The organism is Actinomyces viscosus (genome assembly GCF_900637975.1).
In the GTDB taxonomy this organism is placed as follows: domain Bacteria; phylum Actinomycetota; class Actinomycetes; order Actinomycetales; family Actinomycetaceae; genus Actinomyces; species Actinomyces viscosus.
Genome location: NZ_LR134477.1, coordinates 1302428 through 1326493, shown reverse-complemented (window position 1 = coordinate 1326493; position 24066 = coordinate 1302428). Strand labels below are relative to the sequence as shown.

General features: G+C 69.0%; 20 protein-coding genes. 10 read left to right on the top strand and 10 right to left on the bottom strand.

Translation table 11 applies throughout. The features are described from left to right. Window positions 1-255: 255 nt before the first annotated feature. From rimM to EL340_RS05750, 10 genes are all read left to right on the top strand, one after another. On the top strand, window positions 256-813 hold the full coding sequence (rimM, locus tag EL340_RS05795) for a ribosome maturation factor RimM (RefSeq protein WP_126413825.1): 558 nt from the start codon (window positions 256-258) through the stop codon (window positions 811-813). After that, window positions 810-2228 carry a tRNA (guanosine(37)-N1)-methyltransferase TrmD gene (trmD, locus tag EL340_RS05790; protein ID WP_126413824.1) on the top strand — a complete coding sequence of 473 codons (1419 nt, stop codon included), beginning with the start codon at window positions 810-812 and terminating at the stop codon, window positions 2226-2228. Before rimM ends, trmD begins: the two co-directional genes overlap by 4 nt. Next, the gene (gene lepB, locus EL340_RS05785) at window positions 2225-3139 is read left to right on the top strand and encodes a signal peptidase I (protein ID WP_075372795.1); all 915 of its coding nucleotides are present in this window, start codon (window positions 2225-2227) and stop codon (window positions 3137-3139) included. Before trmD ends, lepB (EL340_RS05785) begins: the two co-directional genes overlap by 4 nt. Window positions 3140-3382: 243 nt before the next feature. Then, complete coding sequence (gene rplS / locus EL340_RS05780; protein WP_003786428.1) at window positions 3383-3730, top strand: 50S ribosomal protein L19; 348 nt, start codon at window positions 3383-3385, stop codon at window positions 3728-3730. A gap of 111 nt (window positions 3731-3841) precedes the next feature. Beyond that, window positions 3842-5062, top strand: coding sequence for a signal peptidase I (gene lepB, locus EL340_RS05775; protein WP_126413823.1), 1221 nt, complete (start codon window positions 3842-3844; stop codon window positions 5060-5062). Beyond that, complete coding sequence (locus tag EL340_RS05770) at window positions 5059-5781, top strand: ribonuclease HII (RefSeq protein ID WP_126413822.1); 723 nt, start codon at window positions 5059-5061, stop codon at window positions 5779-5781. Before lepB (EL340_RS05775) ends, EL340_RS05770 begins: the two co-directional genes overlap by 4 nt. A 104-nt stretch (window positions 5782-5885) precedes the next feature. Continuing rightward, the gene (locus tag EL340_RS05765) at window positions 5886-6194 is read left to right on the top strand and encodes a DUF2469 domain-containing protein (RefSeq protein WP_003781502.1); all 309 of its coding nucleotides are present in this window, start codon (window positions 5886-5888) and stop codon (window positions 6192-6194) included. Between the two features lie 163 nt (window positions 6195-6357). Further along, window positions 6358-6918, top strand: coding sequence for a YraN family protein (locus tag EL340_RS05760; protein WP_075372791.1), 561 nt, complete (start codon window positions 6358-6360; stop codon window positions 6916-6918). Then, a complete protein-coding gene (locus EL340_RS05755) occupies window positions 6909-8477 on the top strand; it encodes a YifB family Mg chelatase-like AAA ATPase (protein WP_126413821.1) in 1569 nt (522 codons plus the stop codon). Before EL340_RS05760 ends, EL340_RS05755 begins: the two co-directional genes overlap by 10 nt. Beyond that, window positions 8474-9898, top strand: a complete 1425-nt coding sequence (locus EL340_RS05750) for a DNA-processing protein DprA (RefSeq protein ID WP_126413820.1) — start codon at window positions 8474-8476, stop codon at window positions 9896-9898. The genes EL340_RS05755 and EL340_RS05750 overlap by 4 nt, the downstream gene beginning before the upstream one ends. An 88-nt stretch (window positions 9899-9986) precedes the next feature. Here the strand turns inward: EL340_RS05750 and EL340_RS05745 are convergent, their stop codons facing one another. The 10 genes from EL340_RS05745 to EL340_RS05700 form a co-directional block, all read right to left on the bottom strand. Beyond that, complete coding sequence (locus tag EL340_RS05745; RefSeq protein ID WP_126413819.1) at window positions 9987-10283, bottom strand: WXG100 family type VII secretion target; 297 nt, start codon at window positions 10281-10283, stop codon at window positions 9987-9989. A gap of 92 nt (window positions 10284-10375) precedes the next feature. Next, window positions 10376-10828 (bottom strand): hypothetical protein, encoded by a 453-nt coding sequence (locus tag EL340_RS05740; protein WP_126413818.1) that lies wholly within the window; start codon window positions 10826-10828, stop codon window positions 10376-10378. Next, on the bottom strand, window positions 10825-11370 hold the full coding sequence (locus tag EL340_RS05735; protein WP_126413817.1) for a hypothetical protein: 546 nt from the start codon (window positions 11368-11370) through the stop codon (window positions 10825-10827). Before EL340_RS05735 ends, EL340_RS05740 begins: the two co-directional genes overlap by 4 nt. A gap of 124 nt (window positions 11371-11494) precedes the next feature. Beyond that, the gene (locus EL340_RS05730) at window positions 11495-12763 is read right to left on the bottom strand and encodes a putative T7SS-secreted protein (RefSeq protein WP_126413816.1); all 1269 of its coding nucleotides are present in this window, start codon (window positions 12761-12763) and stop codon (window positions 11495-11497) included. Continuing rightward, window positions 12763-14295, bottom strand: coding sequence for a hypothetical protein (locus EL340_RS05725; RefSeq protein WP_126413815.1), 1533 nt, complete (start codon window positions 14293-14295; stop codon window positions 12763-12765). Before EL340_RS05725 ends, EL340_RS05730 begins: the two co-directional genes overlap by 1 nt. Before the next feature lie 146 nt (window positions 14296-14441). Then, window positions 14442-18881 (bottom strand): FtsK/SpoIIIE domain-containing protein, encoded by a 4440-nt coding sequence (locus EL340_RS05720; protein ID WP_126413814.1) that lies wholly within the window; start codon window positions 18879-18881, stop codon window positions 14442-14444. 9 nt (window positions 18882-18890) lie between these two features. Continuing rightward, entirely contained in the window at window positions 18891-19649 is a 759-nt protein-coding gene (locus tag EL340_RS05715) for an FHA domain-containing protein (protein WP_126413813.1), read from the bottom strand. A gap of 97 nt (window positions 19650-19746) precedes the next feature. After that, window positions 19747-21531, bottom strand: a complete 1785-nt coding sequence (locus EL340_RS05710) for a serine/threonine-protein kinase (protein ID WP_126415339.1) — start codon at window positions 21529-21531, stop codon at window positions 19747-19749. Continuing rightward, window positions 21531-23183, bottom strand: coding sequence for an FHA domain-containing protein (locus EL340_RS05705; protein ID WP_126413812.1), 1653 nt, complete (start codon window positions 23181-23183; stop codon window positions 21531-21533). Before EL340_RS05705 ends, EL340_RS05710 begins: the two co-directional genes overlap by 1 nt. After that, entirely contained in the window at window positions 23180-24064 is an 885-nt protein-coding gene (locus EL340_RS05700) for a PP2C family protein-serine/threonine phosphatase (RefSeq protein WP_126413811.1), read from the bottom strand. Before EL340_RS05700 ends, EL340_RS05705 begins: the two co-directional genes overlap by 4 nt. Between the last annotated feature and the right edge of the window lie 2 nt (window positions 24065-24066).

Sequence of the window (24066 nt, the reverse complement as noted above, 5' to 3'; positions counted from 1 at the left end):
CAGGCGTCCTCCCACGGCGGTACGTCCCGCCCCGCCGACGACGGGCGGCCTCGACGGAGGGCCGAGAAGAGGAGCGACAGCGGCCCGACAGCAGCGGCGGCTGGAGCCGGGACCGGCCGAGGCGGTCAACCTCACGTCTCCGGTGCTCCACCTCATCCCCTCGGTCGATGGGAACACCCACCGCGGCACGGTAGGTTGGCGTCAGACCTCCAGATCCTTCACCAACCGTTCCACGCCCCGATCCCAGGAGAACAGGTGCTGCTCACCCTTGCCGTCATCGGTCCCGCCCACGCCCTCAAGGGCGAGGTGCGTCTCGAGATCCGTACCGATGACCCCGAGGGGCGCCTCGCGCCCGGAACCACCGTCCCCACGGAACCGGCTCAGGCGGGTCCCTTAACGGTCAGTCGTCTGCGCTTCGACGGATCCCGCTGGTTCGCCGTCTTCGAGCAGGCGCGCGACCGCACCGCCGCCGAGGCCCTACGGGGAGTCAGGCTCCTGGTCGAGACCGATGACGATGCCCCCGATGGCGAGGGCTCCGCGGATTCTGAGGAGGCTGAGGACTCTTGGTACCGCCACGAGCTCGTCGGCCTGCGAGCGCTCAGCGTCTCCGGGGAGGAGCTGGGGGAGGTCACCGATCTGGAGCCCGGCGTCGCCCAGGACCGTCTCGTCGTCACCACTCCTGAAGGGGAAGACGTGGCCGTGCCCTTCGTCGCCGCGCTCGTACCGGCCATCGATCCCGAGAGCGGCACCGTGACCCTGGACCCGCCCGGCGGGCTGTTCCCCGGCCGCGGTGAGGCGGAGGAGGCCAGGTGAGGATCGACGTCGTCACCATCTTCCCCGACTACCTCAAGGTCCTGGACCTCTCGCTCATCGGGAGGGCCGCCGGCCGCGGCTCCCTCGACCTGCACGTCCACGACCTGCGCGACCACGCCCACGACCGCCACCGCACCGTCGACGACACGCCCCTGGGCGGCGGGGCAGGCATGGTCATGAAGCCCGACGTCTGGGGCGAGGCCCTCGACGACGTGCTCGCCATGGGCTCTCCCGCCGGCCGCCAGGTGCTCATCATCCCCACCCCCTCAGGTGAGGTCTTCACCCAGCGCACCGCCGAGGACCTGGCCGGAGCCGACTCCCTGGTCTTCGCCTGCGGCCGCTACGAGGGCATCGACGCACGCGTGCCCGAGCACTACGCCTCCCGTGGCGTGGAGGTGCGCGAGCTGAGCATCGGGGACTACGTGCTCAACGGGGGAGAGGTCGCCGCCATCGTCATGATCGAGGCGATCGCCCGGCTCCTGCCCGGGGTCCTGGGCAACCCCGAGTCGCTGGTCGAGGAGTCCCACTCAGCCGCCGGCCTGCTGGAGTACCCCGTCCACACCCGCCCCACCCGGTGGCGCGGACTCCAGGTCGACCCCGTCCTGCTCTCCGGTGACCACGGCCGTATCGCCCGAGCGAGACGGAACCAGTCCATCGCCCGCACTGTCGAGCGCCGCCCCGACATGATCCAGGCCCTGGACCCCACCGGCCTGGATCGTGAGGACCGCGCGGTCCTGGCCTCCATGGGCTGGGCGGTCCCGGCCGGGGCGGAGCATCCGGTTCCGGTGCGTCTTCGCAACGCTTCCGCCGACGACGCCCACGCCCTGGCCGCTCTCGCCGCCCGCACCTTCCCCGATGCGTGCGGGAACGTCATCGCCCCCGAGTTCCTCGAGCGGCACATCGTCACCACGCTTGTTCCCGAGCTGTTCGCCACCTGGGCCGGAGACGACCGCGTCGACCTCGTCGTCGCCGAGCTGCTCGAACCTCTTTTGGCAGGACCGGATTCCTCCCTCGGGGAGGAAGCGGGCGCGAGCACTGCTCCGGCTCTGGTCGGCTACGCCGCAGTACTGCGCGAGGAGGCCGACTCCGGCGGCGAGCGGCCCCACGGGATCGACCCCCGCCCCGCCTGCGTGCGGCCTGCCGGGGGAGAGGTCGTCGGCGAACTGTCCAAGGTGTACGTCGACGCCACCATGAGAGGATCCGGACTGACCCCCGCACTTATGGACGCCGTGATACGCCAGGCCGCCGCCCACGGAACGGACCTGCTCTGGCTCGGCACCCACGTCACCAACAAGCGTGCCCAGAAGGCCTACAAACGGGCCGGCTTCCGCCAGGTCGGTACCCGCACCTACAACGTCGGTGGCCAGGACGCCCACGACGTCGTCATGACCCGGCGGACAGGAGAAGGCCTATGAGCAGCGGACCCGACCAGAACCTTCAGGACAGGACCGATGGGGATACGGATGAGGCAGTGACCCCGGGGAAGAGTCTGCGGGCCGACAATGACCGCCGGAACAGCCACCGGCACAAGGGCGGTGCCCACAAGGACAAGGCCGGGGCCAGCGAGGCCGCTGAGCCGGCCTCGATGGGGGAGCGGATCATCTTCCGCCTCAAGCAGTGGGGCATCACCCTGTCCTACCTGGTCGTCGCCGTGGTGATCATCGCCCTCATCCGCACCTTCGTCATCCAGAGCTTCACCATCCCGTCGGGGTCAATGGAGAACACCCTCAACGAGGGTGACCGCGTCACCGTGACGATGTACGACTCCGACAAGGTCAGCCGGGGCGACGTCGTCGTCTTCACCGACCCGGACCACTGGCTGACGGCCCAGGAGCCCACTGGTCTGCAAGGCGCAGCGCAGGACTTCCTCGTCGCGATCCGCATCTTCCCCCAGAATGCCGGCCACCACCTCATCAAGCGGGTCATCGGAATGCCCGGTGACCACGTCGTCGCCGACGGGAAGGGCTCCTTGACCGTCAACGGCGTCGAGCTCCATGAGAACTATCTCAAGCCCGGCCGGTCGGCCTCCGAGGTCGCCTTCGACGTCACCGTTCCCGAGGGCTACATCTGGGTCATGGGCGACAACCGTTCCAACTCCTCGGACTCCCGCTACCACCAGAACGACGTCCACCGCGGCTTCGTGCCCCTGGGCAACGTCGTCGGTGTCGCCAAGAACGTCGTGTGGCCCTACTCCCACTGGTCCAGCCTCACCTCCGGACATGCAGTCTTCTCCCAGGTCCCCGAGCCGACGTCCACCCCGACGGCACTGCCCAGCGGAGCGGCCGCGCCTGTCCCGGCGAGCACGCTGGCGGGCTCCGGGGACTGAACGCCCCGGATGCGTGCTGGGGCGTGAGAAAGGCGTGAACTCAGGCACGTCGAGGCTGACGCACTCGTCCGTGGACTGAGCCTGTGGCAAACTGAGCGGGCACTTGGGTCCTGCGGTTCCTCTGCCACTGGGGAGGCGACCGCTTCGAAGGAGCTCAGGGGCGTCCACCTCCGGCGCTGCCCCGTACGGCGCGGCGCCGCCGAACCAGCACTCCTGACCAGTGGCACGGGTGTGGAGAGAAACATGAACCTGATCGACGAGATCAACGCCGCATCACTGCGCGACGACATCCCCTCCTTCCGTCCGGGTGACACCCTCAAGGTCCACGTCAAGGTCGTTGAGGGATCGCGTACCCGCGTCCAGGTCTTCCAGGGCGTCGTCATCGCGCGCCAGGGCGGCGGCGTCTCGGAGACCTTCACCATCCGCAAGGTCTCCTTCGGTGTCGGTGTCGAGCGCACCTTCCCCGTCCACACGCCCTCCATCGAGAAGATCGAGGTCGTCACCCGGGGCCAGGTGCGCCGTGCCAAGCTCTACTACCTGCGCAACCTGCGCGGTAAGGCCGCCAAGATCAAGGAGCGTCGCGAGGACTGAGCGCCCGCACTCTCCAGGCGGCGCCCGGAGCCCACGGGTTCCGGGCGCTCGCCATCTCCCACCGCCGTGCAGCGGTGGACCCATGTCCATCAATTCCGGGGAAGGAGCACGGTGAGACCGGTGCAGGATGGTGCCGACGACGTCGGGCTGGACCTGAAGCAGGCCGATCCCTCCCAGATCGGTCAGACCTCCAGGTCCGCGATCACACCGGCCTGCAGCTCTCCGTCCGCGAACTCCCCGCAGGAAACCCGCACGGCTTTTGAGAACGACGGAGAGGCTCCGAAGCCGGCCCCGGTTGACGACAGCGACGAGTGGGACTACGACCCGTTCATCGATCCCGACGCCGAGCCCGAGCCCGATGACGAGCTCACCGAGCTGCCACCCTCCATCCAACCCCGCCGGCAGGTGGCCCCCGCCATCCCCCCGCCGCAGACCAGCCCCTTGTACCAGCGGGTGATCAGGCTGGTGCTCGTCGTGGCAGTCGTCATCCTGGTACCGGCTCTCCTACGGGCCTACGTCGTCCAGATCTACGAGATCCCCTCGGGATCCATGGAACGCACCCTGCGTGACGGGGACAAGGTCGCGGTCCCCATGTACGGCTCCGATGACGTCGAACGGGGCGACGTCATCGTCTTCACCGATCCTGACGACTGGCTTCACGTCAAGGAGCCGACAGGGCTGCGCGGTGCCACCCAGAGGCTCATGATCGCAGTGAACCTTCTGCCGGAGAACACCGGCCATCACCTCGTCAAACGGGTCATCGGTGTCGGCGGTGACCATGTGGTCGCCGACGGGAAGGGGTCCTTGACCGTCAACGGCGTCGCGATCAAGGAGCCCTACGTCAAGGACGGTCAGTCCCCGTCGCTGACCTCCTTCGATGTCACCGTCCCCCAGGGCTACGTGTGGGTCATGGGGGACAACCGCAGCAACTCGGCCGACTCCCGCTACCACCGCGACGACGCCCACGGCGGCTTCGTGCCGCTCAAGAACGTGGTCGGGGTGGCCAGGGTGGTCTTCCAGTGGACGCATCTGAGCCGGTGGGGGCTCTTGGGAGGAGGGGAGCGCGCCTTCTCAGACGTCCCTGCGCGGGAGGCGACGTCGCCCGCACCGCCCTCGCCTCCGGCTGCTCCCACGGGTGACGGGGAGACGGCTTCTGGGGAGGAGGCGCCTTCGCAGGCCGCCGAGGACAGCAGCTCCGAGGACGTTGGCGCTGCCGGCGAGGGCCCCAGCGGCGATGACGGGCCGCAGGCCGAGCCCGGCGGGCCGGCTGACGTCCCGGATTCCTCCGGAAACTCCTCCGACCAGGAGCAGGCTCCGGGGAGAACGAGGTGAGTCCTCGGGGACGCACCCGCCCCGACCGGGCCCTGGAGAAGACTCTGCTGGAAACCCACGGCTACGTCGGCGGTCTGGACGAGGTCGGTCGCGGGGCCCTGGCCGGACCGGTCAGCGTCGGGCTGGCGATCGTGGCACGGTGCACCGATGACGACTTCCCCGAGGGGCTCGCCGACTCCAAGCAGCTGACGGCCCGGGCCCGAACAAGCCTGGTGGATCCTGTGCGCGACTGGCTCGTGGACCACGCCGTCGCCCACGCCTCACCGGCAGAGATCGATGAGCACGGCATCGTCGCAGCACTGAGAATGGCGGGTCTGCGGGCCCTGCAGCAGGTCGCTGAGCGCGGCCACGCCCCCGACGTCATCATCCTCGACGGCGTGGCCGACTGGCTCACCGCCACCCAGCCCGACCTGCTCACCGCCCTGGAAGGCGGGCACCTTCCCGAGACTGCTCCTGAGGCTGCCAGGTCTGCTCCCACCCCTCCGGTGCGCATGGAGGTCAAGGCCGACGCCCGGTGCGCCGTCGTCGCTGCCGCCAGCGTCCTGGCCAAGGTCGAACGCGACTGCCTCATGGCCGATCTTGACGACCCCGGCTACGGGTGGGCCTCCAACAAGGGCTACGCCTCGCCGGCCCACTTCCAGGGACTCACCGCCCTGGGGGCCAGCGACCAGCATCGGCGCAGCTGGCACCTGCCCGGCCTGGAGCAGCGCCACGGCTGAGGCGCCGCCTGATGCGGCTGCCCGGCCCGGGGCGATTCATGGGCGGGCCGACTCGCCCCCGTGGCCTGCCGCCTCCAGCGGCTGCGGGCAGGCATGATGGCCCGGTGAGCGCAGAAGACCTCGAGTCCTATGAGAACGAGCTGGAGCTCTCGCTGTACCGGGAGTACCGCGACGTCGCCTCCCTGTTCTCCTACGTGGTGGAGACCGAACGGCGGTTCTACCTGGCCAACGCCGTTGACGTCCAGGTACGCACCAGCGGCGGGGAGGTCTTCTTCGAGCTCACTCTCGAGGACGCCTGGGTGTGGGACATCTACCGAGCCTCCCGGTTCGTCAAGTCCGTCCACGTCGTCACCTTCAAGGACGTCAACGTCGAGGAGCTCACCAAGCTCGAGATGGACATCCCCTCCTCCTGACCGCCTTCCCGATACTGCGCCGCCTCTGACGGCTCCGTTCCGCTGGCCGCCCCCGCTCGCCGGGGGCCACAGGTCGCCTTCTGACACCGCCGTCCACAGGGCCGACGGGGCCGTGGCGCGCACCGGCTGAACCGGCCTCACGCTAGTGGCGGAGGTGATCGGGATGACCGACCAGGTCGCAGCAGCCACAAGGGGACGAACGGTGATCGCAGCCAGATGCGGCGATCACGGGCTTACACCGCCCTCCCGGGGCCCGGGCGGCGAAGGAGACGCTCGCGCAGGGGCCTCCCGCCAGAGCACCGGGCGGTGCGGCGAGGACCTCGCCGCCACCTACCTGGAGGACATCGGCTGGAAGATCCTGGAGCGCAACTGGCGCCCGGACCACGGCCTGCGCGGAGAGCTCGACATCATCGCCCTGGAGCCGGCTGCGGCGCACCACGAGCCGGGCAGCGCATCCGTCGCCGACCCGGAAGAGGCGTGGGCAAGGCCGAGGCTGGTCATCGTTGAGGTCAAGACCCGCAGCTCCCTGCGCCAGGGGCCACCGGCGGCCGCCGTCGACGCCCGCAAAGTCGCCCGACTGCGTGCCCTGGCGGCCGCCTGGGCGAGCACCCATGAGACCACGTCGCACGCCGGCATGCGCCTGGACGTCGTCTCCATCCTCCTGCGCGACGCGCGCCCTGCGCTGCTGCGCCACCACCGGGCGGTGGACGCATCATGGGGCTAGCTCGCACCCTCGCTGTCACGCTGACCGGGTTGGCCGGACACATCGTCGACGTCGAGGCCCACGCCACCCAGGGCCTGCCCGGATTCACCCTTGTGGGCCTACCCGACGCCGCCGTGCGCGAGTCGCGCGAGCGCGTCCGGGCCGCGTTGAGCACCTGCGGCGTCACCTGGGGCGAGCAGCGCCTGACCGTCAACCTCTCCCCGGCGGACCTGCGCAAGACCGGGACCGGGCTGGACCTGGCGCTCGCGCTGGCCGTCCTGGGCGCTCGCGGCCGGCTCGGTCGGTCCGCGTCACGGGTCCTGGGACGCACGGTCTACATCGGTGAGCTCGGGCTGGACGGCTCGGTGCACTCCGTGCGCGGCATCCTGCCCAGCGTCCAGGCCGCGGTCGACGCCGGGGTGGAGGAGATCGTCGTCGCCCAGGAGGCCGCTGCCGAGGCCGAGCTCGTCCCCGGCGCCCGGGTGAGCGCCATCAGCCATATCGGCCAGCTCGTAGAGCGCTACGGAGGGCGCCTGAGCGCGGAGGTGGCCGCCGCGGTGGAGCAGATCTCCGAGGCCGGGAACAACGCTCCCACGGTCACCGCCCCGGAGCGTGAGCCTCCGGATCTGGCCGACGTCGTCGGACAGGCCGAGGCCCGGCAGGCCCTCGAGGTCGCCGCGGCCGGAGGGCACCACCTCATCATGGTGGGTCCGCCGGGGACGGGAAAGACCATGCTGGCCGAGCGACTGCCCTCGATCCTGCCGCCCCTGGAGCAGACGGACGCCGTGACCGTCACCTCCATCCACTCCGTGGCCGGAACCTTCAACCCCGCCCACGGACTCATCACCCGGCCACCGCTGCGGGCCCCGCACCACACCGCCACCCGGGCCGCCGTCGTCGGAGGCGGATCCGGCCTGCCCCGCCCCGGGGACGTCTCCCTGGCCCACCGCGGTGTGCTGTTCCTCGACGAGGCCCCCGAGTTCAGCGCCGGAGTCCTGGACTGCCTGCGCCAGCCGCTGGAGTCCGGGACGGTCACCATCGACCGCGTGGGCGGCCGCGCCAGCTACCCGGCAGCCTTCCAGCTCGTCCTGGCCGCCAACCCCTGCCCGTGCGGCAAGGCCGGTGGCCGCGGCCTGGAGTGCACCTGCACCTCCCTGCAACGACGGCGCTACTTCTCCCGCCTGTCCGGACCGCTGCTGGACCGGGTGGACATCCAGGTCGAGGTCGCCGCCGTCAGCGCCGCCGATCTCGCCTCCCCGACCAGTGGAGAGCCCAGCGCCGTCGTGGCGCAGCGGGTCCTCAAGGCCCGGCAGGCCGCCGAGCGCCGGCTGGCCGGGACGCCGTGGCGCCTCAACGCCGAGGTCCCCGGCTCCTACCTCAGAGGCCCCGACGGCGGACTCAGCGCTCCGCTCAGCCGCCGGCTCATGACCGCCCTTGAACGCGGGGACCTCTCCCTGCGCGGGGTGGACCGGGTCCTCAGACTGGCCTGGACCCTCGCCGACCTCGAGGGCACTGAGGCCCTCACCCTCACCCACATCGGGACCGCCCTGGCCCTGCGGACCTCAGGAGTACGACCATGACCTCCAGACCGACCTCCAGACCGACCTCCGGACTGGCCCCCAACCTGCCCTACGACATTGACGACCCGGCGCTGGTCCGCGCCACCTGGTCGCGCCTGGCGGAGCCCGACAGCGCCGCTGCCACGATGCTGGTGGGCCGCCTCGGACCGAGCGCCGCCCTGCGGTGGCTGCTGGAGGAGGCCATCGACACCGCAGGTCGTGTGCGCAGCGCTCCGCGCCCGCCCGTGCCGGAGCCGCCCCCGGGCACCTCCAGCGCCGGTGACGCCAGTGCCCACTGGGCGCAGGTCGCCGCTCGATGGGCGCCGCGCCTGGAGGGGCTCGACATCCGCCGCGAGCTCGACGTGCTCGACCGCCTCGGCGGGAGCCTCATCCTCCCCGGAGACCCCTGGTGGCCGCCGGGACTCGACGAGCTGGAGCACCCGCCCTTCTGCCTGTGGGTGCGCGGTGACCCATCGCTACTGGTCAGTGCCCGGGACCTGGAGGCCGCGGGCGCCAAGGAGGGCGGCGCCGATGCTGGCGCAGGCCACAGCCGTCCGGATGTCCCCGGCGCCCAGCGCCCGCCCGTTCGTGAGCAACGGATGCCGACGGGACCGGCCAGCGGACTGTGCCTGGCCCTGGTGGGCGCTCGCGCCTCCACCCGCTATGGCGAGGGGGTGGCCACCTCCCTGGCCTCGGGGGTGACGGCCCAGGGCGGCCTCATCGTCTCCGGCGGGGCCTTCGGTATCGACGCCTGTGCCCACCGCGGGGCCCTGCGCGAGGGGCCCACCGTGTCGGTCTCAGCCGGGGGAGTGGATCGTCTCTACCCGGTCGGCAACACCGCAGTGCTGGAGGCGGTCATCGCCACCGGGGCTCTGGTGGCGGAGGTCCCGCCGGGCTGCCAGCCCGGACGTCACCGGTTCGTCTCTCGCAACCGAGTCATCGCGGCGATCTCCGGGGCGACGATCGTGGTCGAGGCGGCCTGGCGCTCCGGGGCCCTGTCCACCGCCCACCGGGCCCTCGAGCTGGGTAGGCAGCTGGGCGCCGTTCCCGGACCGGTGACCTCCATGTCCTCGGTCGGCTGCCACCGTCTTCTGCGCAAGGGAGCGGTCTGCGTCACCGATGTTGACGACGCCCTGGAGCTTTTGACGCCCCTGGGCACCGTCGACGCCGACGCGGCCAAGGAGCAGAACCCCGAGCTGGCGAAGGACGGCCTCCTGGACGGGCTGGATCCAGCCGGCGCCGTCGTCCTGGACGCCATGCCGGCCCGAGCGTCGGCGACCACCGAGGCCATCGTCCGCTCGGCGGGCCTGTCCCTGAAGGAGACCACTGCCGCCCTGGGGATCCTGGAGCTCACGGGGAAGGCGGAACGCACCGCCACCGGTTGGAGGCGGCGCTGCTCGAAGCGCTCACGTGACCAGGCCGGGGGAGCCTCGCGCGGCTGAGACGGGGACACGACGAACGAGGCGCCTTGGGGGAGACCCGCGTGATGTCGCGGGCGCACCCGAGGCGCCTCGTTGAGTCTGTGTGCGGTCAGCCGCGCAGCTGGGAGGCCAGCGAGGAGTCGGTCTCCTCTAGGGTCGAGACGACCTGGTTGAGGTTGTTGGAGATGCTGGTCAGGGAGTCGATGGTCTTGGTGGCGCTCGTGGTGAACTCCTGGTAGCTCGTCTGGAAGGCGCCGGAGGCGGCGTCGGTGACGAAGCCCGAGGAAACCAGGTTGTCCACCTGCATCTTGGCCTGCTGGAGCTGCTGCTGGATGTTGTCACGCGTGGTGATCAGGGCGTTGGCCTGGGAGCGCATGTCCTCGTAGGAAGCGGAGATGTTCGCCATGGAAGTGGTCCTTTCACGTGGTGTTGCTGTTGAACGTAAGTATTGCGGTCATCAGGATCTGTGGCGATGGGGCTCAACCCCCATCGGCCTGCTCACGAATCGATCTGGAGCGAGGCGAGCATGGTCTCGAGTGGGGTGATCACCTCCGTCAGAATCCTCGGGTCGGGTCCCAGCCAGGTGCGGGCCAGGACATCGATGCCTCCCCGGCGCAGCGCGTGGCAGCACAGGAACTGCGGGATGGCAGTGTCCTCCTCCCACGGGCCGGGAACGGCACCAATGGAGCGGTAGGCCGCTGCGCCTTCACCCAGCTCAACCTTCTCGGGGGTACGGGGCCCGCGCTCGTTGTCCTCCACGGTGATGAGCGCGGGCAGGGTCTCGGAGGCCTCGCCCCTGGCGGGGAAGGCGATGAGGTCGACGATGATGACAGGGTCGCCATCGTCGTCGGCCAGGCCCAGCCGCAGGAAGGGGACCGCGTCCGGGGACGCCGACTGGTCGATGGGCAGGGTGAACCAGGGCTCGTCCGCGATGAGGGCGTATCCGCTCACTGGAACCTCACTGACTGCACAATTGCGTCGCACACTGCTCGAAGGGAGTCCGCCAGCGCTCGCCCGTCCTCATCGGCCAGGGTGGTGATGACCCCGGAGACGAGCATCCAGTCATCGACGTGCTCGGGGTGCCCCACGTAGTAGGTCAGGCGCTCGGAGCGTACCTGTGAGCCCGCGGGCAGTGAGGACATTCCCAGGCCCAGATCCTGGTCGGCTGCGGCCAGGGACTCGTTGACGGCCTCGGTACGGTCGGAGACCGTGCTGGTGCGCATAATGAGGAGCTCGCCCTCCTCAAAGACCTCGGCCCCGGGCGTGGAGGACGCAACGGCCAGGAGCATGTCCATCGGGTCCTCGCCCGACTCCCTAGGGAAGGGCAGGACAGCCAGGAAGGTACCGGTGCGCAGGCCTCCGACCGGGTCGACCTCCATGAGCAACAGGGAGCTGTCGGCCTGAGCCAGCTCGGTGAACTGCTCACGCAGAGAGCGCTCAATCGAGATCCGGGCGTTGAGCACCTCCCGGCCATGGTGCTGCTCGCCGATCATGTGTTCTGCGACAGCCTTCGCCTGGCCCTGAACATCGCCGGTCAGATCGATCTCTCGCCACTGTGACGGAAGAATAAAGGTGATGTCTCTCACGGTGGTTCCTTTCTGCTGGGAGGGAGTGCCACTACTTCACCGTCGCCTTCTTGAAGGCACAGGAAGAGTCGATCGTTTGGGAGAGGTTCTCCTTGAACTCACTCTTCTTCTCTTCAAATGATTTCTTGCTGAAATACTTTCCGGCTTCTTTCTTCAGGTCTGTGTACATGGCCTGTCGTCGATTCATGTTGCTAGTAAGTTGCTTGGGGATTTTTTCGCCTACGCCCTTGATGTCGTTAATCTTGTTGTTTAAGTTGATGAGGCCTTTTCTGAGCCCTTTGGTTCCTCTATTTGCGGCTTGTTTGGCGAGTGCTGATTGTTCAGCAGCTCTCAGTCGCCGTTCCCCTTCTTTTAATCCCTGTTTTGCCCCTTCTTTCATTGCCGCCTTTCCTGCCTTGGCCCCAGCGCTGGCTCCCTTCAGTCCTGCGCCCTCCATGGCGAGGGATGCACCGTCGACGGCTAGGTTCGTGAGGAATTCTCCGGGGCTCATCTTCCCGTCTGCCAGCTTGGATATGTTGCATACTGTGCTGCAGGCGAACTTTGCGGCGCTGACGATGAATCCTGCCATGAGCAGCCCCGCCCCCACTGGGGGGCAGAATATGGCGACAGCAATGCAGACGATTGTCAACACCATACTGATCTTGTCCAGGATAACGTTGAGGACCTCAGCGACCTTGGCCAGTTTTCTCAGGAAACCCTTGAACTTGTCCCACAGGCCGTCCTTGATGGGGCTCGTCTCGCTGACGTGGTCCAACTTCTTGGATGCTGTCTGAGCGGCTGAGTCCCGCTCTTCAACGGCCTGCTTCAGCTTGGCCTTCGCTGCGTTGACTGCGCTCTGTGCACTCGACTCCTGACCCCCCAGGCGCATGTAGCGCTGCTTGAGGTTCTCACGCTCCTGCGGACTCTTGCTCTGGTAGTAGGAACGCTCCACATCTCTCTTCTGATTCTGGACCCCCTCCAGATCACGCTTGCTCTTCTCCGCCTCGCGCAAAGCCTCCAGGGAGGTCTTCTGTGCGTTCTCCAGGTGCGGCGCGTAACCGTTGAGAGCCTCGGAGGCTCCCTCGCAACGTGAGTAGGCCTGGCCGACCTGCCCAGCGAGCTCACGAGCCTTGTTCTGCAGCTCAGCGACCGCTTTTCCGCGTGACTGGTAGGAGATGTTGGTCAGGGAGGTCTGGGCGGTCTTGATCGCCTCCGCCGTGGAGGAGTACTGGCGGGCCGCCTCCCTGACGGCATCGGGATCTCCGCTGACTGGGTCACGGGAGCAGTCCAGAGGGGACCAGTCGGTGGGGCGTGCGGTCATCAGTCCTTCTCCTTCAGAGTCAAGAGCTGGTCCCGCAGGCGGCGGGCCTCTTCATTGCGTTTGTCCTCGTTTCCGGACTGCACGGCGGTTCCGGCGCCCAGCCCTGCCGCCATGCCCATGCCGCTGAGCATGGGGGCCGAGGTGTGGCTCGTGTCCTTCGGGGTGGTGGCCGGTGCGGCCGTGCTCGGCGAGGTGGGCAACGGTCCGGTCAGGGGCGATGATGTCGAGGTCGTGTCCACGCCCGTGGTGTCCGGGGCCGCTGGTATGCCGCCTGTCAGGGAGCCGGAGGGACCACCGTCCGTCAGGGGCCCCCCTGAATCCGGCAGGGGCAGTGGATCGGACAAGCCCGAGGAAAGCGAACCGCCATCGAGCCCGCCGGTCTCCGGCAGTCCAGTCTCCGGTAGCTCGGTATCGCGTGTGGCGGGGGCTACGGTCTCGGCGCTCGCATCCTGCAGCGGTCCACCAAGCGGATCGGTTGCCTCGGCGGGAGTCTGGGAGTCCAGAGGCAGGCCTCCCCCCTTCAGGTTGTCACCGTCTCCGGGCCCCTCGCCGAGCAGGCCTTCCAGGATACTGTCGCGGTCCGGCCCGGGGATCTCACTCGGCAACACCTTGCTGTCCTTGCTGTTAAGGGAAGACAAGGCCTCGCGCAGCGCGGCCGACGACGAGGCGCCGGCCCTACTGGACTCCTCGGCGATGCCGAAGGCGTTGGTCGAGTCTCGGGAGGTACCAGTCGCGCCCCGCTTGGCCAGGACGGCGGTCACCGCGGCGAGGCTGAGGCCGGAGACCGAACCGATCTTCATACTCAGTGACCCGTCCGAGGAGGAAACCAGACTGACGTTGGCCGCGTTGCCCAGCATCTCGCGCATCTTGCCCACTGCCGGGTACTGGGACTCGTCCAGCGACGGGTTCCCTGCGGTAGTCGCGTTTCCGGTCTGCGGAAGCTTGTCGGTGCCTCCCGAGTCGGGCAGCGTACTGTCGCTGCCACCGCTGAGTCCCGAGTCGGCGGAACCTATCGCACTACCGGTGTGTGGCAGGGCCTCAACCCTGCCGCCACCGACGCCGCTTTCTCCGCCGCCACCGCCCGTGGTAGGGGACTCGGTCTGAGGCAGAGGCTCGGTGGCACCACCGTCAGCGCCGGATCCGGGTGGGGTGGAGCCGGAAGGAGTCTGTCCCGATGGTGGGGTGCTGGGCTGAGTCTTGCCGGGTGGTTGGGTCGTCTTGCCGGGTGGTTGGGTTGTTGTCCCGTGCGGCTGGGTCTTCTCGCCGATCTTGTTGTCGACACGAGTGAAGATGTCCTGAACCTGCTTGAGCTGCTTCCGGTAGGACTTGAGTGTCTCGGTGAGATCGTGGCGCTTGTTCTCCCAGTCGCTCTCGAAGCTGCTCATGCAGGTCGACAGCCCGAGGTGGCCGGTGATGGGGAAGTACTCGAGGAAATTTCGTCCCATCGAGGAGAAGGCGTTCTCGATCTTCCCCATCGACAAGATGGCGTCCGAGAAGTCTTGATCGATAATGCGAAGGTCGGGGCCTGTCACGGGTGGTCCTTCCGGAGACGGAATGATTGCTGATAAAGACGGTACGGCTGAAGAGCGCAGGCGGCGATGGGGGTCAACCCCCACCGTGGAGCACTGTCCGGGGTGGCCGGGGTTTGTAACGGCGACCTGCGGCCGTTGGGTTCCGCTCACTCCATGAGCGGGACCTGAACCTTGACGGCACGACCGGCACTGACCCAGTAGCCCCGCCCCACCGGCATCTCACCGCGGCGCACCTTCGGTGTCGGGGTGCGCAGAATGAGCTCGCCGTCCATGGAGTCGGGTTGGAGGATGAGACCGGTGCGGGCGGAGCGCACCTCCTGGAGCAGTGGCCAGGAGGAGTTCCACTGGGAGGTGTCGCCCTCGGCAACGACGAGGTGCCCGTTGCGCTTGGCCTTCTTGACCGCGTCGATGAGTGCCATCTCCAGCGGGGCCTGGAGGAACTCGGGATAGCCCTCAATGAACAGGGCGACTCGAGGATGGCCCGGCTCGGCCTCCACATCCAGGGTCGGTGAGAGCCGTTCGAGGGCCTCACGGATCTTCTCCTCACCGGAGACGGACAGGTCCCACAGCCCCTCCACGGCTGCCAGCGGTGAGCGCCGGGAGGCCAGGTGCACCCGGACGATCTGCGGATCCCACTCGCGCAGTGCCGTACTCATCCAGCGGATCGCGTTGGAGGTTCCCGACTGGGGCTGCCCGCCCAGCAGGATCGCGCCGACCGGCTCGAAGCCCGTCATGGCCAGCGTGTCCGAGGACATCCCCAGCGCCGGCGCGCCGGCTACTGTTCGTGGCAGCCCCGCCGCGGGCAGCTCCGCGGGCAGCTTTCCAATGGCGGCCGGCCGCTGCCTGCCCTGACGGGTGAGGTAGTGCCCCAGGGAGTCCACCAGACGCGACTGGGACAGGACATTGACATTGTCCCCCAGGATCGCCAGCTGCAGCTCCTCGTCCTTGCGCCCCACCTGCATAGCCCTTCCCGGAGGGCTGGAGGGGGTGAGCACGTCCTTGGGCAGGCTGAAGTACATGTACCCGTCCTCATCGGTCTGCCGCAGGACGATCTTGCGTTGGAAGGAGTTGCTCATCGAGGTGGGCACGGCGTTGGGGCGCTCGGCGGTCGCAGCCACGTGAACCCCCACTCCGCGGCCGTCGACGAGGATCCGCTGGAGCAGGTCCAGCAGTGCCACGCCGTCGGAGGTCTTCTCCAGCTCGGCGCGCATGGAGCCCACGCCGTCGAGCAGGAGCAGTAGACGGGGCTCCTCATTGCGGTGGGAGATGCGCCGGTAGTCGGTGATGGTGCCCGCACGGCTCTGCGAATAGCGCTCGGAGCGCTCGTCGACGATGCTCACCACATGGCTCAGCAGCCGGCTGACACGCTCCTCGTCATCCCCGTCGACGACGGCACCCACGTGCGGCAGTGACTCCAGCATCCGCAGCCCGCCACCGGCGAAGTCGAGGGCGTAGACATCCACCGGCCCCGAGCGGGGCGTGATCCCGGCCGCGATCGCCAGGGTCCGCAGCGCCGTCGACTTCCCCGAGCCCGACGAGCCATAGAAGCAGATGTTGCCGTCATCGTCCGGACGGAAGTACTCCGCGTACTGGTCCTGGCTGTCCGGGTCGTCGACGACGCCCAGGATCAGCTCGGTGTCCCGGCGCTGGGGCAGGTAGTTCAGGTCGTAGGTGGTTGCGAGCTCCTCCAGCCACGGCTTGCGCGGCGCGGCGATGCCCGCCTCCTGGGAGGCCCGCTTGACCGTGTCCACGACCCTCTCGATGTCCTGGGGGACGTCGTCGGACGCGGCCTCGACATGAGCCACCTGCCAGGGGCGGGGGATCCCGAAGGTCATCTCGTCGACTGAGACGCGAGTCACCTGTAGCTGGGCGGAGGTGCGGGCCCCGGGGTAGGCGGACTGGAATCGGGTCACCCGGCCCGGACCGGTCTTGGCGGCGGCGCGTCCCGGAAACTCCGGAGGGAAGTGGGCGGCGGTCTTCTCTCCCAGGACGTCCTGGGAGTCGGACTCGTCGGCCATGCGCAGCGCCACGCGCAGGTTGGTGTTGGCCCGCAGGTTGTCCTTGATGACACCGGCGGGGCGCTGGGTGGCCAGGACCAGGTGCAGTCCCAGGGACCGGCCTCTCTGGGCGACGTCGACGACGCCGTCGACGAACTCCGGGACCTCACCGACCAGGGCGGCGAACTCGTCGACGACGATGACGAGGCTAGGAGGGCAGTCGGGATCCCCGGTCTTCTCCAGCGTGACCAGGTCCTTGGCGCCCTTCTCATTGAGCAGGTGCTCGCGGTGGCGCAGCTCGGCCCTCAGACTGGTCAGCGCCCGTCTCACCAGGTAGGGGGACAGGTCCGTCACCAGACCGACGCAGTGCGGCAGCTCGGTGCAGCGGGCGAAGGCCGAGCCCCCCTTGTAGTCCACGAAGAGGAAGGTGATGCGGTCCGGGGACAGGGACTGGGCCATCCCCAGCACCCAGGACTGGAGGAACTCCGACTTTCCGGCGCCCGTTGTCCCCCCGACCAGAGCGTGCGGCCCGTGGGCGCGCAGGTCCAGCGCCAGGGGCGCCTCCGCCCCCTGCCCCACCAGGGCACTCAGGCTCAACGGCTGCTTGAGGGGGACGGCCGCCCCACCTCGGTCGATGATCGAGTGGTTGGCACTCCATCTGGAGATCTGGGCCTCCACGGAGTCCGCCAGCTCCTCACCGGTCAGACCGACGAAGGAGATCGCCGCCGGTAGGTCGGACTCGTCGTCGACGGGCACCCCGGCGTCGACCACAGGTGCCAGGTGGCGTCCCAGTGCCCGGGCCTGGGCGTGGCTGAGCGACTCGGGGATGACATTGGTAGCACTGCGTGAGCGTCGCACGTAACCGACGACCGTCTCCTCCTCGCCCAGATGGAGGAAGGTACGGCAGGCGGCGGGCAGGTCGACGACGTCGCCGGCGAACCACAGGACGTGGACGCCGACATCAGGGCCCTGCTCGACGACCCGGATGAGCCGGGAACGGTTGATCCCCGGGTTGTCAACGATGACCACGACGTCGGGGACGATGGCCTCGTCCCCCTCGTCGTCACTGACGTCCTCCGACGGTCCGCGACGCGCCGGGGAGGTGGCGCCGCGCTGGACGATGAGCTCTTCCAGACGGGCCAGGAGGATGGTGCCGGTGGCGCCGTCGCAGGCCAGCTGCAGCTCCCCCAGCGGGGAGTGGGGGGAGGAGGTGTGGGGCGCCCACTCCAGCCAGTCCCACCGCTCCCGGCCGGTCGGATCGGTCAGGCAGACCACCGCGACCTCCGCGGGGGAGTGCAGGCAGATGAGCTGGGCTACGACGGCCCGTCCCACCGCCTCCAGGTCCGGGCCGGTTCCGCACACGCCCAGCGCCCCGTCCTCACGCAGGTTGACGATGATGGGGACGTCGCTGATCGTGGCGTAGCGCTCCCGCAGCCTGTCCAGGGACTGGTGATGGACCGCCAGGCCGTCGCGGTGCGTGTTCGCTTCGATCTCGGTGCGTGGCAGGTCCGTCCCCAGCCCCAGGCGCAGCTGGAGGAACTCAGGGTGCTCGGGGCGCCGTGACCATAGCATCGGCCCCAGCGCGAGAGCCTGGTCGACCACCTCGTTGATAGCCGGGTACTGGGCCTTGCGCGCCCGGCGCTCCGCGGCGTACGTGCGGTTCAGACGCCGGTCGGCGTCCTCCACCCCCTGGATGAACACCTTGATGTCGTGCTTGAGCTCGCGCTTGCGCCGGATGCGCTGATCCACCCAGTTGCCGATCATGATGAGCGGGCTGAGGAGGATGAAGATGAGGCTGAGCATGTTGCGGGTCATCAGGAGCATGGTCGCCCCCATGAGCAGCGGCATGACCATCGCCAGCAGCGGGAACCGGGCGGCGTTGCGTGAGCGTGGCACCTCGGGCAGCTTGATCTTGACCGCGGGCGTGCGCGGGACCACCCGTGGGGAGCGGGTGAAGGCGATGTCGCCGTTGTCGCCTCCCTTGCGGGCACCGGGGATCGACGAGACGGTTGTCAGCATGGACAGGCGCAGCGTCGTGTCCCCGACGGTGACCAGGTCGTCGGGGCCTAGAGACAGGCGCTGGACGCGCTGATCGGCCACGATGACGCCGTTGGCCGAGTTGAGGTCGTGCACCTCGATGCCCTGCCCCACCGTGATCCGCATGTGCCGCTTGGACACGAGCGGGTCGCTGAGCACAATGCCACAACGACTGGAGCGTCCCAGCTCGGTCGAGCCAGGTGCCAGGGGGAAGCTCCGCCCCTTGTCGGGACCCGACACGACCTGGGCGATGGCCACCTGCTGAGCCGGTGAGCGCTCGGAGACGACGGCGCTGACGTTAACCAGGTCGCCTGAGCGCAGTCCCGACTCGTCCAGCGGCGTGTGGCTGGTCAGGGTGATCGGGGCAGTGATGCCCGCCGGGTCGAGCACCCGCAGCGTCACTGTGGCCGGGTCGACGGCCCCTGCGGCCTTGACGGGACTGGCACTGGCCAGTGCCGCGGCGACGTCTCCCACGGTGGCGGTGGCGTCGGCGGTGATGCGCAGGTTCGTGGGGTGGCCGCTGCGCCCGACCACGGAGAGCTGAATCTTCATCGCTGTGCCTCAGTCCTGCGCCGGGCCCGGAGCGGAGGGGCCGGCGCTGGTCGGCAGCGTCGCGCTGTCCAGAAGGGGGAGATCCTCGACGGTGACGATCCGTGCGGTCAGGGCGTAGTCGACTAAGGCGGTGCGCCGGTAGGAGGCGTGGGCACGAGGCCCTCCGCGCATGCCCTTGACACCGATGCGGTCGAGCTTGTCGCAGACGTTGTCCAGCTTGCGGCTGAAACGGGTCAGGGTCCAGCCCAGGCGGGCGGCCGCGTCGGCGTTGCGGGGCAGGTCGACAGGACCGGTGCCGGTGCGCCTGAGCCAGGGCTCGGCCAGAGCCAGGATCGCCAGGTGCTGGCTGGGCGTCAGGGTCACCATGCCCACGGTGGCCTCACCGGTCTGGGGGCTCGTGGGGCGCGGCTGGGCGGTCTCATAGCCGGGAAGTGGGACGGTCAGCAGGATCTCGTAGGTGGTCGAGCCCGCGGTGAACACGATGGCCATCTCGGGAAAGACCAGTGGAACCCGGGCCCCGGGAGCGATCCAGGAACGGGAGGTACCGGACTTCTCGGTCAGGGTCGCCCCGATGTGGGAACCGACATTGGCGACCCACCACAGGCCCGTGTCATGCTCCAGGATGAGGAAGTTGCGGTGCAGGAATAGGTTGTCGTCATCGAGCACGAGATCCCCTTCGCGCCCGATGCTGAAGCGTGTACCGGGCTCGACGTGGTAAAGCTCGCCGACGAAGTCCACGAGCAGGGGCTCGGCAGACGGATTCGTCATGATCCCTCCTTCTTCCCTGTGATTCCTCGATTGCGTGGTTGTTCCCTGGACGGCGGTGCTCGTGAGCCTGTCGGTAGGGCCTTGGACAGCTGGCGGCTCATCCCGTGCTGCCCGCTCCGGGGGTGTCGACGCAGGCGACGGCAGCCTCCGACGAGGCCCCGCTGGAGTCCCGGGCGACGACCTCGATGCAGGTGCGTGTACTGACTGGTGTGACGGTGGCGCTGGTCTGCTTGGTCTCCTGGACTGGAAGCAGCTGGCCCGGGTCGGAGATGCGGTACAGGAAGACCACGTCGCCGCCGCTGGAGTCGTAGGACCAGGTGGCTGCCACGTGCCCCTCGGCCTGGGAGACCTTGAGATCCGTGACGGCGGGCAGTATCCCGGCGCCGGGAACGGCCCCGGGCGGTGCGGTGGTCGCCGGCCGGGCGGTGGCCTGCTGTGTCCCGCCCTCTCCTCGCAGCACTGACCACACTCCGATCGCGGTCAGGCAGACCACGACGGCGGCGCCCAGGACGGTGACGGCCACGGCTCGCCCCGACAGGCGCCCGGGCTGCCGCTTCAGGGCCGCCTCAGTCTCCTCCGTGTCCGGAGCGCCCGTCGTGTCCTTGGCCGTATCGCCTTCGGAGAGGGGAGTGGGCCAGGGCTGTGGAGATGACGACGAGGTGGATGTGGTACTCGTCCGGTTCCCCGGCAGGACCGTTGCCTCCAGGGCGAGGTCGGCGTCATCGCTGCTGCTCCCAGAGCGGGTGCTGAGTGCCTCGGGCATGAGAGGCCCCGTGGGCGTCTGCGGTACCGAGAACTGGGGACGGGGCCGGTTGCGCGGCGGGGCGGTGCTCGTGGACTGGGCCTCGACACGACGGGGCGTGAAGGTCGTGGCGGCGTCGTCAAACCTCTGGGTGGCGGGAGCGGTCCCGGTCGGTCCGTCGGGGTCCACCGTGACGACCGGCCGCAGCATCGTGGAGTCCTGCTCCCCGGCCCCACTGGCCTGCCCTCCGGGCGCCTCCTCCATGACATCCAGCCGGGTGGTGGCCAGCTGCAGGTCGGTCTGAACCTGTTGCAGCGCTCGAGCCAGGGCGGCAGCGCTGGCATACCGTCCTCGGGGGGACTTGGCCATCGCCGTGATCAGGACCCGCTCGAGCTGCTCGGGCACGTCGCGTCGTCCGATCGGGGGAATTGGTCGGTGGAGCACCCGGTCGAGCATCGAGAGCTGGTCGTTGCGGTCGGCGCCGGAGACGTCGACGTGGGGTGAGCGCCCCGCTAGCAGCGTGTAGATGGTCGCGGCCAGGGCGTAGACGTCCGAGGCCGGTGTCAGACTCTCCTGGTCGAGCTGTTGCTCGGGAGAGGCCCATGGTGGGGAGGCCCCACCGAACTCGTCCTGCTCGATGCTCAGCCCAATGGGCGCGGCGATCCCGAAGTCGCCGAGCACCGGACGCCCGAAGGGGGTGACGAGGACATTGGCCGGCTTGATATCGCGGTGAAGGTAACCGACCCGGTGAATGGTCTCCACCGCGCCCGCCACCTGGATTCCGATCTCCAGGGTGCGTGTGAGGGACAAGGGCTGCGAGGCAGCCAGCTTGCCCAGGTGGGGCGGGGGACAGTACTCCATGATGAGGTAGCTGCGCTCCTCCTCCACCGTCCCGGCCCCATAGACCGACACGATGGAGGGGTGCGACGACAGCCGGGCCATGAGGTCCGCCTCGGTGGTGAACCGGTGGTGGTCTTGCTGGCTGCCTCCTTGCCTCAGGATCTTGACCGCCACGTCGCGGCGCGGCACCTGCTGCTCATAGAGGAAGACATCGGCGAAGCCCCCGGCGCCCAGGAAGCGCTTGGGCCTGGCTCCGGGGATCGGTGGCCCCTGCGGGGGAGCGTTCCTCTCGGAGGGCATCACGCCTCACGCTCCACTGTCAGGGTGGTGTCGTCACCGATGTCGATGACGTCGCCGATACGCAGGAAGAGCGGTTGGTGCTCAGGCACCCGGCGGGGCTCCTCCCCGGCGCGCAGCAGGAAGGTGCCGTTGGTGGACCCCAGATCCTCCACACTCATGTCCCAGCCCTCGACCCGCACGGCGCAGTGAGTCTTCGAGATCGCCTTGCCCGGGCTGGGGACCGCCAGCAGGCGGGGGCTCTGAGCGGAGGTGCTGCTCGTGCCCTGGGGTACTCGGCCGATGATGACATCGGCGTCCAGAACCGTGGTGGCACCGGAGGAGACACGCAGAATGCCCAGGACTGGTCGCTGGACCTGGCCGGTTCTGGAGGTGATGGCGCCGTCGCACTCGCGACACGAGGAGGCGTGCACGGGATTGGGATGCCCCGCCTCGCAGAAGACGGCCAGCACACTGGGGCTGGTGCCGGACAGGTCATCGGGACCGGTCATCGTGGACTGCCCGCCCAGTGCGTCCCTGGCGGCATGAAGTCTGGCGGCCGAGACGGTGCGCCCGTCATGTCGCCAGTGCTCATCCGAGGGGGTGGAATCATTGGGGGACACCGCATCCGCGCCGTCGTCCAGGGCCTGTCCGTGAGCCGGGATCGGATCGTCTGCCTGCGCCGAGTACGCCTCGAGAGGGTGACTGGAGGTGTCCTCCCCCTGGGGGACGGCCCGATGGCGTCCAAGCCCCCCGGTGACCTGGGCCAACGGATCAACGTCCTCGGAGTGGACTGAGCGGATGGCCGCCGCCTCGACCCCCCGCATCATCGTGTGCTCGAAGAGATGACCGAAGTACTCGTCCTCGGCCTGCTGCTCGCGTATCTGCGGGTCTGCGGCTTCGGCCGCCGGAACGTCGTCGGGGCCCACCAGTACCGCGGCCGGGTCCTCGGACCCGGTCCCCTGCGGGGAGTCCGCACCGGCCAGCAGATCCAAGGACTCCGGTCCCAGCGTCCGTCCGGGATCGGGGGAGTCCGGGTAGACGGCCTCCTCCTGGCCCTGCGTCGCAGGACGGAGAGCCGCCGGTGGGACGACCTGCTCCAGGACGTCTTCGGTCTGGGCCTGCTGAATGACTTCCTGGACCGCCGACGGCAGCTGCGCCTCCTCACCCCTGAGAGCGCTGGACGGAGCCGGAGGGGACAACGGGGTCGGGTGGGAGCCGAACCCGATGTGCAGCTGTGAGGCCCGGACGATCCCCGACCTCAGAGGGAGGAGCTCCTCGAGCTGTTCGGGGCTGGCCGAGCCTCCAGCGTCCGGGGCGAGCTCGAGGATGCACTGGTCGACCTGGTCATAGCGGGACTCCTCCCACACGACGACCTCGGAGGCGCTGAAGCTGCGCTTGCCGTCGGCGGTGTCCAGGTGGAGGTTGAAACGCCCCCGGGCGGCCACTCGCAGCTCCTGGCCGTCGATGGCCATCATGAGGAAGTCGGGAAGGGTGAAGACCTCGTTGTCGTGCAGCCGGCTCAGGCTTCGCAGTAGGTCACCGAGGCCGCGGTGCTCACTAAGGTCGGCCCACATCGCCTCCACGGCCTGAGCGCTCCCGTCGAGGGCGAGGACGCCGCCGTCGGCGACGGCGACCAGGATGTCGCCGGGTACCCAGCGTGCCAGCATGCTCATGGACAGGACCTCCTGGAGGCGGGGGTGGGGACGGTGGAGTCAGCGCTGGTGGCCCGGGGCAGCGTGGTGTCGTCCACCTGCGTGTTCTCCCAGGGAGGGAAGGCCTCCACGACGTCGACGACGATGACGGTGACGTTGTCTCGTCCGCCAGTGGCCAGGGCCAGGGCGACCAGCTCCTGGGCGGCGTCGCCCGGGTCGGGCACGGACCTGGCCACCGTCTCGATGAGGGACTCGGTGACGTGCCCGCTCAGCCCGTCTGAGCAGATGATGAAGCGGTCGCCTACGGTGGCCGGCAGAAGGTACTGGTCGGCCACCACCTGATCCCCACCGCCGGCGCCCAGCGCCCGGGTGATGACGTTGCGGCTGAGCGATGACAGTGTCCGGGCCCGGTCCAGGTGACCGGAGTCGATGAGCTCCTGGACCTCAGAGTGGTCGTGGGTGATCTGGGAGAAGGACTGCGCGGACAGGTGGTAGGTGCGTGAGTCGCCGATGTTCACCACTCGTAGGCACGGAAGTGCTCCCTGCCGGGAGAGCAGCAGACCTGTGAGCGTCGATCCGGGGGCGCGTTCCCCACTCCCCAGGGCGGCCACGCTGCGCGCGGCACGGGTCAGCCGCCTGTTGAACTCCCGTGATGTAACAAAGGCGCGTCCCACGAGGTCCTCGAAGGCTCTGACGGCGTGAGCCGAGGCGGCACCGCCTAAGCGGTGTCCGCCCATGCCGTCCGCGACGAGGAAGACCGGAGAGCCGGCCAGCAGCGAGTCCTCGTTGTCGGTGCGGACCTGGCCGACGTCGGTGGCCGAGCCGTGGCGTACGATGAGACGGACCTCCTGCGGGTGCCCGGCCGCATGAGCCGCTCGATGCGCGGTGGTGGAGCTGTTCATCT